We start from the raw sequence: 7,754 nt of genomic DNA, 5'->3' as shown, positions 1-7,754 counted from the left end.
GAGGCGCCTGCATCGCAGGCAAGCCAGCTCCCACATTTGGATGCGAAAGCCTCAGTTCTGTTTCAAAGCCTCCACGCCATTGATACCCGCACTCTGCAAGCCCGCCATGATGTCGCGATCCAGCATGCTCACCCAGCGGTTGTAGTTGCGATGGATCTTGCCGTCCTTGTAGCCCAGGTCGCGGCTGTCGCGGTAGGTGATGGCGTAGCTGGTGCGGGTGTAGCGGATATCGATTTCGGCGTGGAATTGGTTGCGCACAGTGATTTCGGCCTGCACCAGTTGCGGGCTCAGGCGTTGCACGGTCCATTCGCGTTTTTGCAGGGCCGCGACGATCACCTGTTTGATTTTTTCTTCGCTGAGCTGGGCCGTGACCGGCAAATCGTGCTGGGTGTTTAGCACGGGTTTGTTGGTGCAACCGGCGGTGGTCAGCAAAGCCAGAGTGATCAGGGTGGCGCGTAGCAAGGAAGACATTCCGTTTTCTCCAGTCAATTAAAAAATCAGGACCAGCGGCGAAAGATCAGCGAAGTGTTGACGCCGCCAAAGGCAAAGTTGTTGTTCATCACGTAGTCGTTGTGCATCTCGCGAAACCCACCTTGCAGGTAATCCAGCTCGCCGCATTGCGGGTCGACGGCATCCAGGTTGAAGGTGTGCACATACTGGTCGCGGTTCATCATTTCGATGCTGAACCACGATTCCAGTGCGCCGCACGCGCCCAAGGTGTGGCCCAGAAAGCTCTTCTGCGAACTGATCGGCATGCGGCTGCCGAACAGGCTGCTGGTGGCCAGCGTCTCGGCGATGTCGCCCTGGTCGGTGGCGGTGCCGTGGCCATTGACGTAGCCGATGGCGGATGGCTCAAGCCCGGCATCTTCCAGGGCCAGCTCCATGGCGCGGCGCATGGTTTTCTGCTCTGGGCGTGTGGTGTGCTGGCCGTCGGCGTTGCTGCCGAAGCCGACCAGTTCGGCGTGGATGTGCGCGCCGCGTGCCAAGGCGTGCTCCAGTTCTTCGAGCACCAGCATGCCGCCGCCTTCGCCGATCACCAGGCCGTCGCGGCCGCTGTCGTAAGGGCGTGGGCTGGTCTGTGGCGCATCGTTTTTCAGGCTGGTGGCGTAGAGCGCGTCGAACACCATGGCTTCGGTGGGGCACAATTCCTCGGCGCCGCCGGCAAGCATCAACGGCAAGCGGCCGAACTTGATCGCCTCGTAGGCGTAACCAATGCCCTGGCTGCCGCTGGTGCAGGCGCTGGAGGTCGGGATCAGCCGCCCGGTGAGGCCAAAGAAGATGCTGATATTCGCCGCCGTGGTGTGCGGCATCATGCGCACATAGGAGTTGGCATTCAGCCCCTCGGCCACCGAGTTCAGCAGCATATTGCCGAACGCCTTGATCTCATCGGTGCTGCCGGTGGATGAGCCACAGGCCACGCCCATGCGCCCGTCCTTGATCGATTCGTCGCCGAGCAACCCGGCATCCCGCAACGCCTGTTCCGCCGCCCACACCGCCAGGCGCGACACGCGGCCCATGCTGCGCAGTTGCTTGCGCGTCCAGTGCGAGGGCACGACAAAGTCGTCGATCGGCCCGGCCAGACGCGTGTTCAATTCGGTAAAACGGTCCCACTCATCCATGCGCCGGATGCCGCTGCGGTTGGCGCGAAAGTTGGCGGCGATGGTGTCCCAATCGCTGCCCAGGGAGGTCATGCCGGCCATGCCGGTGACGACGACGCGCTTCATCAGCACAGGCCTCCATTCACGGCCAGCACTTGGCGCGTGATATAGCCGGCCTCGGCCGACATCAAGAAATTCACTGCCCCGGCGACTTCTTCCGGGGTGCCCATGCGTTGCGCCGGGATCATCTTCATCAGTTCTTCGACCGGCACGTTTTCATCCAGCATCGCCGTGTCGATCAAGCCTGGGGCGACGCAATTGACGGTGATCTTGCGCTTGCCCAGTTCAATAGCCAGCGCCTTGGCCGCGCCGATCAAACCGGCTTTGGAGGCGCTGTAGTTGACCTGGCCACGGTTGCCGATCAAACCGGAAACCGACGTGATACAAACGATACGGCCAGCGGCGCGACGACGAATCATCGGCATCATCACCGGGTGCAGCACGTTGTAGAAACCATCCAGGTTGGTGCGCATCACCACATCCCAATCGTCTTCGGAGAGGGCCGGGAACGCACCGTCGCGTGTCAGGCCGGCGTTGAGCACCACGCCGTAATAGGCGCCATATTGCTCCACGTCGGCCTCAAGGATTTCCTTGCAGCTGAAACGATCCGCCACATCAAATTGCAGCACCCGCGCCTTGCGGCCCAGCGCCTCGATCTCGAGCTTTACCGCGTCCGCTTCAGCGCGGCCACTGCGGCAATGCAGCACGATGTCATGCCCGGCCTGGGCCAGGCGCAGGGCAATGGCGCGGCCGATGCCACGGCTGGAGCCGGTGACCAGTACGGATTCAGTCATGGCGTTGAGTCCTTCGATTCATCTAAATAATTGGCCGCCTGGGGCGGTCGAAATACGTTCAAACGTGCGCTGGCCTGGATACCGTCACCGGTCAGGTGGCATTCGAACACACCCATGCCGTTGTCGTCTTCCAGCGAGCGCAGGCCGTGGATGCGCAGCTCGGCGCCGGCCGGGAAGTGTTCCACGTTGCATTCGAATTTGCGCGTGCCGAGCAGGAAACCCAGTTCCACTGCCTCGCCGTTCTGACGCGCGTGGCAGCCGGCATAGGCGGCGACGCTTTGCGCCATCAGCTCGATGCCGACCCAGGCTGGCAGGCCGCCGTCCGGCCGGTTGAACAGGCCGCCGGGCTTGACGGTGGCGCGGGTGTGAACCTGCTCTTCATCGAACGACAGCACCTGGTCGATCAGGATCATGTCGCCCGCGTGGGGCAGCAGTTCGGCGAGTGGCCAATCGATCATGGGGCCTCCGCGATTATCAGGCTGACGTTATTGCCGCCGAAGGCAAACGAGTTGCTCATCAGGCAGCGTTTTTTCAAGGTGTCGCCGGTCTGTGCCCACTGCAGCGCGGGCAGCGTCGGATCGGCTTGACCGTCCCACACATGCGGCGGCACACGGTCATGCATCAGGCTCAACCAGCAGAACGCCGCTTCCAGCGCGCCTGCGGCACCGAGGGTGTGGCCGCTCATGGGCTTGGTCGACGAACACGCTACGCCTTGAGGAAACAGGCTGGCGACGGCCAGGCTTTCCATGGCGTCGTTGTGTTGGGTGGCAGTGCCATGCAGGTTCAGGTAACCGATGTGTTCCGGTTCAAGTTTGGCGCTGGCCAAGGCCTTGCGCATTGACTGCAACGCACCTTTGCCGCTGGGCTCTGGCGCGGAGATATGGTGCGCATCGCAACTGGCGCCGCTGCCGAGCAAGGCAATCGGCGCAGGTGTTTTGGTCATCAGAAACAGCACTGCCGCTTCGCCGATATTGATGCCGTTGCGGTTCACCGAAAACGGATTGCAGCGTTCGCTGGCGACCGCTTCCAGCGCGGTAAAGCCGTTCAGCGTCAGCTTGCACAGGCTGTCGACACCGCCGCAGATCACCGCATCACACACACCCAGGTCGAGCAGGCGCTGGGCACTCATCAGCGCACGGGCGCTGGAAGTGCAGGCAGTAGAAATCACATAGGCCGGGCCGCTTACCTGTAGCCAGTCAGCGAGAAAATTCGCCGGTGCGCTGAGTTCCTGTTGCTGGTAGTCATAGTCGCCCGGGAACTGCTGCCCACGCAGGTAATGCGCGATGCCGCGACTGGCTTCATCGATGCCCGAGGTGCTGGTGCCCAGCACAATGCCAACCCGCGAGGCGCCATGGGTGTGGATTGCCTGGCGCAGCTCGGTTTCAATCTGCAAGGCCGCTTCCAGCAGCAACTGGTTATTGCGGCTGCTCTGCGGGCGTAGGTCAGCCGGGATTGCCACCAGCTCGCTGCGCACGCCGCCCACCGGCAGCACGCGCTCTGGCACCCAACCGCTTTCGGCGCGCATGCCGGAACAATCGCCGGCAAACAGGCTGCGGCTGACTTCAGCCTGGCCGCGGCCCAGGGCGCAGATCACGCCCAGGGCATTCAGGTAAGCCGTCATCGCGCCGCCCCCAGTGGGGTGATGCGGTAGCTCAACGGCTGGCCCGCCATGTTCACGCTGAACACCTCGGAGGACTGATAGACGATCTGCCAATGCCCCGGCAGCGTGCGCGTCAGGTCCATCGCCTGGGCACGCGGGTACAGCGTGGGTATGTCATCGGCCGAGGTCAGCGCAAACAACAGCGCCGCAAACAACTCACGCGCCTGCGGATTGGGCGGCAGCAAGCCGTCGGCCTGCCACTGGCCATTGATCAGCTTTTGCCGGGCCTGGGGAATGCCCAGCGGGTCCATCATCGACCAGCGAATGGCTGTGCCTTCGCGCTGGATCACCAGCAGCCAATCCTGGGTTTGGCCGTCGGCGCGGCGCTGCACGTGCAGTTGCATGGGCAAGGCCAGGGCCGGGGTTTTTTCGGGCAGCGGCGGCTGGCTGACGCAGGCGCTCAGCAGCAACAGGCAACCCATCAACAGCATACGAATCATGTTTCGGCGCTCGCTACAGGTTTACGCGCCACGCAGTTGACCAGCGTTTCTTCGCGCTGGCCAACCGGTGGTGGGCTGCGCAGGCCCCAGCGTTCCAGCAGGCCGAAATCGCTGGAGCGGCTCCACCACAAATACGGGTACGAAACGTTCTGTGGGCCGAACTCAAAACCCTGCTCGCGCAGCATCTCCAGATATTCTTCAGCGCTTTTCTGCACATGCATCGGGTGGCGGAACAGCCAGCGAATCACCCAAGTGTCGATATAGGCTTCGGTGGATTCGGCAAACAGCAGATAGCCGCCCGGCTTGAGTACGCGATAGAACTCTTTCAAGGCGCGATGCTGTTCCACCAGATGGTGAAAGGTCTGGTGGCAGAACAGGATATCCACGCTTGCGTCCGGCACCTGCAGTGTGGCGCAGTCGCTGCCGATCAGCTCGATGGCCAAGCCTTGGCGCTTGGCTTCTGCCTGGCTCAGCTCCAGGCTGTGCGGGTCGGCATCCAGGCCGATCAGGCGCTGTGGCGCGAACACCTGCTGCAAATACTGGAACGACTTGCCCTGGCCGCAACCGGCGTCCAGCAGCACCGGCGCCACCGGCAGCGGGTCGGTGAACAGGCCGCGCAGGTCGTTGATCGCCACGCGCAATACATGGTGCTGCCAAGTGTGGCTGCGCAGGAACCAGAAGCCGAATTTGGTTTCTTCGACGTAGTTTTTACTCAGGTATTGGCTACTCATACCGGCTCACCCGCACAAATTTCAGACAACATCCGCAGCCGCCGTTTGGGCTCGCTGACAAACGGGTTGCGCTCATCCCAGGCGTAACCGGCGAGGATCGAACTGATCATCCGGCGTATCTCCGGCGAGCTGCCTGGGTGAAAAATCACGTCCTGGAAGGTGCCTGCATACCAGCCTTCGACATAGCAACGGAAGGTGTCGACCCCGCGTTTCAGCGGCTCGGCGAACTCGGTTTGCCAGTCGACGGTTTCGCCCTTGAGTTGGCGATGTAACAGCGCTGCGGCCATGCTCGCCGATCGCATGGCGATGGTCACGCCGGAAGAGAACACCGGGTCGAGAAATTCCGCCGCATTGCCCAGCAGCGCAAAGCCCGGGCCGTGCAGGGTTTTGACGTTGGCCGAATAGCCGGCGAGGGTACGCGCGGGCGTATCCCACACGGCGTTTTGCAGCACGCCCGCCAGGCTTGGCGTCTCAGCGATGAAACCGCGCAGGCAGGCGTCGAGGTCGCTGTCGCGGCCGTCGAAATGTTCTTTTGCCGCCACCACGCCTACCGAGCAGCGGCCATGGCTGAACGGGATGGTCCAGAACCAGATATCGCGTTGGGTCGGGTGAGTGGTGACGAGGATTTTGCTGCGATCAAAACCTGGGTGTGTGATGTGATCTTCAACGTGGGTAAACACCGCCTGGCGCACCGGGAAATTCGACGGTGCTTCCAGGTCCAGCAGGCGCGACAGCACGCGGCCGTAGCCGCTGGCATCGAGCACGAACTTGGCCTTGAGGTGATACTCGCTGCCATTCTGGCGACGCACGTGCAGGTAGCGGCTTTCACCGGCGAAATCCACACCGACGATGCTTTCGCCATAGCGAATCTCTACGCCTTGCAGCGCCGCTTGATCAGCCAGCAACTTGTCGAACTCGCCGCGCTGCACCTGGAAGGTGGTGGGCTTGCCGTTGCTGAAGGTGTCACCGAAATCAAACGCACTGTAGCGCTCGCCCCAGGCGAACGCCGCGCCGGTTTTTACCTGGAAACCCGCGGCCTGTACGGCGTCGAGCATGCCGGCTTCTTCGATAAAGTCGATGCAGTGCGACAGCAGGCTTTCGCCAATCGAGAAGCGTGGGAAATGCTCGCGCTCGATAATCAATACATCATGCCCGTTGCGCTTTAACAGCGCGGCGGCGATAGCGCCGGATGGCCCGGCACCAATCACCACCACCTGGCGACGTTCCATTTCAACTGTGGGCACGAGGGCTCCTTGCCACTTTGGCGATTAACACATTCATAAGGCGTGCTTCTGATGCCCGGCCCAAGGCGCCAGCATAAAGCTGAACGCCAGGCCGAGGCTGACCGACAGGCCGAAATTGCTCACGGCGGGTGTACTCGACACCGCCAGCAGGCCAAACGACAACCAGGTCGTCAGTGCTGCCAGCAGCGTACCTAAAAGACTCACGGCCGCGCCGCCGATCTGCTCGCGCATCAAGATCGCATAGTCGACGCTGATGGCGGTGACCAACAGCAGGCCGAACAGGCTGAACAAGGTCAGCGGCTGGCCCAGCCAACCGAGGCTGGCGAGGCTGCACAGCGCCGCGAGCAGTGGCAGGGCGACGATGCGCAGGGCACCGCCAACACCGAACGGCATAATCAATAACAGCACGATCAGCACACACGACATCAGCTTCAACTCAGCCGCGCTGATCTGCGTGTCGGCAAACACTCGGTTCAAATCACCCAGCCGGTCAACCAGTTGCACGCCGGGTAAGTCCAGCGCTTGCACACGCAACAGCGCCGGGTTGTTCAGGCCTTGCAGGCTGACCATCGCCGCCACGCCGCCGTTTACCGGCCCCAGCCACAAGGTGCGCCAAGGCTCAGCCAATGGGCCAACCAGCGCGGCATCGATGTCTTCGGTGGGCAGCGCTTGCAGTTGCGTGACTTCGGCTTGCAGCGCGCTGGCCGGCACGCCAAGGTCCAGCAGCGGCTGCCAGTGCTGCGCGAGGTTGTTCAGCGCATCACGAAGGTGTTGCTGCTCAGCCGGCAGGCTCACCAGTTGGTTGAGCGCCAGGTAGCCTTGCAGCTTGCCCATGTTCACCAACTGATCCAGGCGTTCGCCCAGGGCGGCCTGGCGTTCCAGCAACTGCTGCTGGTTGTCGGCGCGCACCAGGAAAAACTGGCTGGTGGGCTGGAAACCAGTGATGCGCGCCACGGCCTGCGCTTCTTGCAGCAATTGCGGCGGGGCACCGATCCACTGGCGGATATCATTTTTACTGTTCAAGTGCCACAGGCCGCCCGCGCAAAACAGCAGCAACAGTGCCAGCAGCACCGGGCTTGGCACGCGCTTGAGCAGCGCGGCGCGCAATAGCCACAGGCATTCGGCAATCCGCAGCGGCCACTGTGCCGGGCGCAGCTCCACACCCTTGAGCATCGCGGGCAGCAGGCACACCGCCGACAGGTAGGCTCCGACTAAACCGGCGGCGGA

General features: G+C 62.6%; 9 protein-coding genes. All 9 read right to left on the bottom strand.

Annotated features, from left to right (window positions below):
* Nucleotides 1-51: 51 nt before the first annotated feature.
* Nucleotides 52-471: a hypothetical protein gene (locus tag FEM54_RS18810; RefSeq protein ID WP_017138558.1), complete on the bottom strand. Its 420-nt coding sequence runs from the start codon at nucleotides 469-471 to the stop codon at nucleotides 52-54.
* 26 nt (nucleotides 472-497) lie between these two features.
* Nucleotides 498-1,724 carry a beta-ketoacyl-ACP synthase gene (locus FEM54_RS18805; RefSeq protein WP_138452438.1) on the bottom strand — a complete coding sequence of 409 codons (1,227 nt, stop codon included), beginning with the start codon at nucleotides 1,722-1,724 and terminating at the stop codon, nucleotides 498-500.
* Entirely contained in the window at nucleotides 1,724-2,452 is a 729-nt protein-coding gene (fabG, locus tag FEM54_RS18800) for a 3-oxoacyl-ACP reductase FabG (RefSeq protein ID WP_099548055.1), read from the bottom strand. The genes FEM54_RS18805 and fabG overlap by 1 nt, the downstream gene beginning before the upstream one ends.
* Nucleotides 2,449-2,910 (bottom strand): hotdog family protein, encoded by a 462-nt coding sequence (locus tag FEM54_RS18795; protein ID WP_138452436.1) that lies wholly within the window; start codon nucleotides 2,908-2,910, stop codon nucleotides 2,449-2,451. Before FEM54_RS18795 ends, fabG begins: the two co-directional genes overlap by 4 nt.
* The gene (locus FEM54_RS18790) at nucleotides 2,907-4,073 is read right to left on the bottom strand and encodes a beta-ketoacyl-[acyl-carrier-protein] synthase family protein (protein ID WP_138452434.1); all 1,167 of its coding nucleotides are present in this window, start codon (nucleotides 4,071-4,073) and stop codon (nucleotides 2,907-2,909) included. The genes FEM54_RS18795 and FEM54_RS18790 overlap by 4 nt, the downstream gene beginning before the upstream one ends.
* Nucleotides 4,070-4,552, bottom strand: coding sequence for a hypothetical protein (locus FEM54_RS18785; RefSeq protein WP_138452433.1), 483 nt, complete (start codon nucleotides 4,550-4,552; stop codon nucleotides 4,070-4,072). Before FEM54_RS18785 ends, FEM54_RS18790 begins: the two co-directional genes overlap by 4 nt.
* Nucleotides 4,549-5,283, bottom strand: a complete 735-nt coding sequence (locus FEM54_RS18780; protein ID WP_138452431.1) for a class I SAM-dependent methyltransferase — start codon at nucleotides 5,281-5,283, stop codon at nucleotides 4,549-4,551. The genes FEM54_RS18785 and FEM54_RS18780 overlap by 4 nt, the downstream gene beginning before the upstream one ends.
* Nucleotides 5,280-6,527 carry an NAD(P)/FAD-dependent oxidoreductase gene (locus tag FEM54_RS18775; protein ID WP_099487812.1) on the bottom strand — a complete coding sequence of 416 codons (1,248 nt, stop codon included), beginning with the start codon at nucleotides 6,525-6,527 and terminating at the stop codon, nucleotides 5,280-5,282. Before FEM54_RS18775 ends, FEM54_RS18780 begins: the two co-directional genes overlap by 4 nt.
* A gap of 33 nt (nucleotides 6,528-6,560) precedes the next feature.
* A partial coding sequence (locus tag FEM54_RS18770) for an MMPL family transporter (RefSeq protein WP_477749736.1) occupies nucleotides 6,561-7,754 on the bottom strand: 1,194 nt, incomplete at its 5' end.

The organism is Pseudomonas edaphica, from assembly GCF_005863185.1.
Taxonomy (GTDB): domain Bacteria; phylum Pseudomonadota; class Gammaproteobacteria; order Pseudomonadales; family Pseudomonadaceae; genus Aquipseudomonas; species Aquipseudomonas edaphica.
The sequence above is the reverse complement of the archived record's forward strand: the minus strand, read 5'-3'. Positions and strand labels throughout refer to the sequence as shown.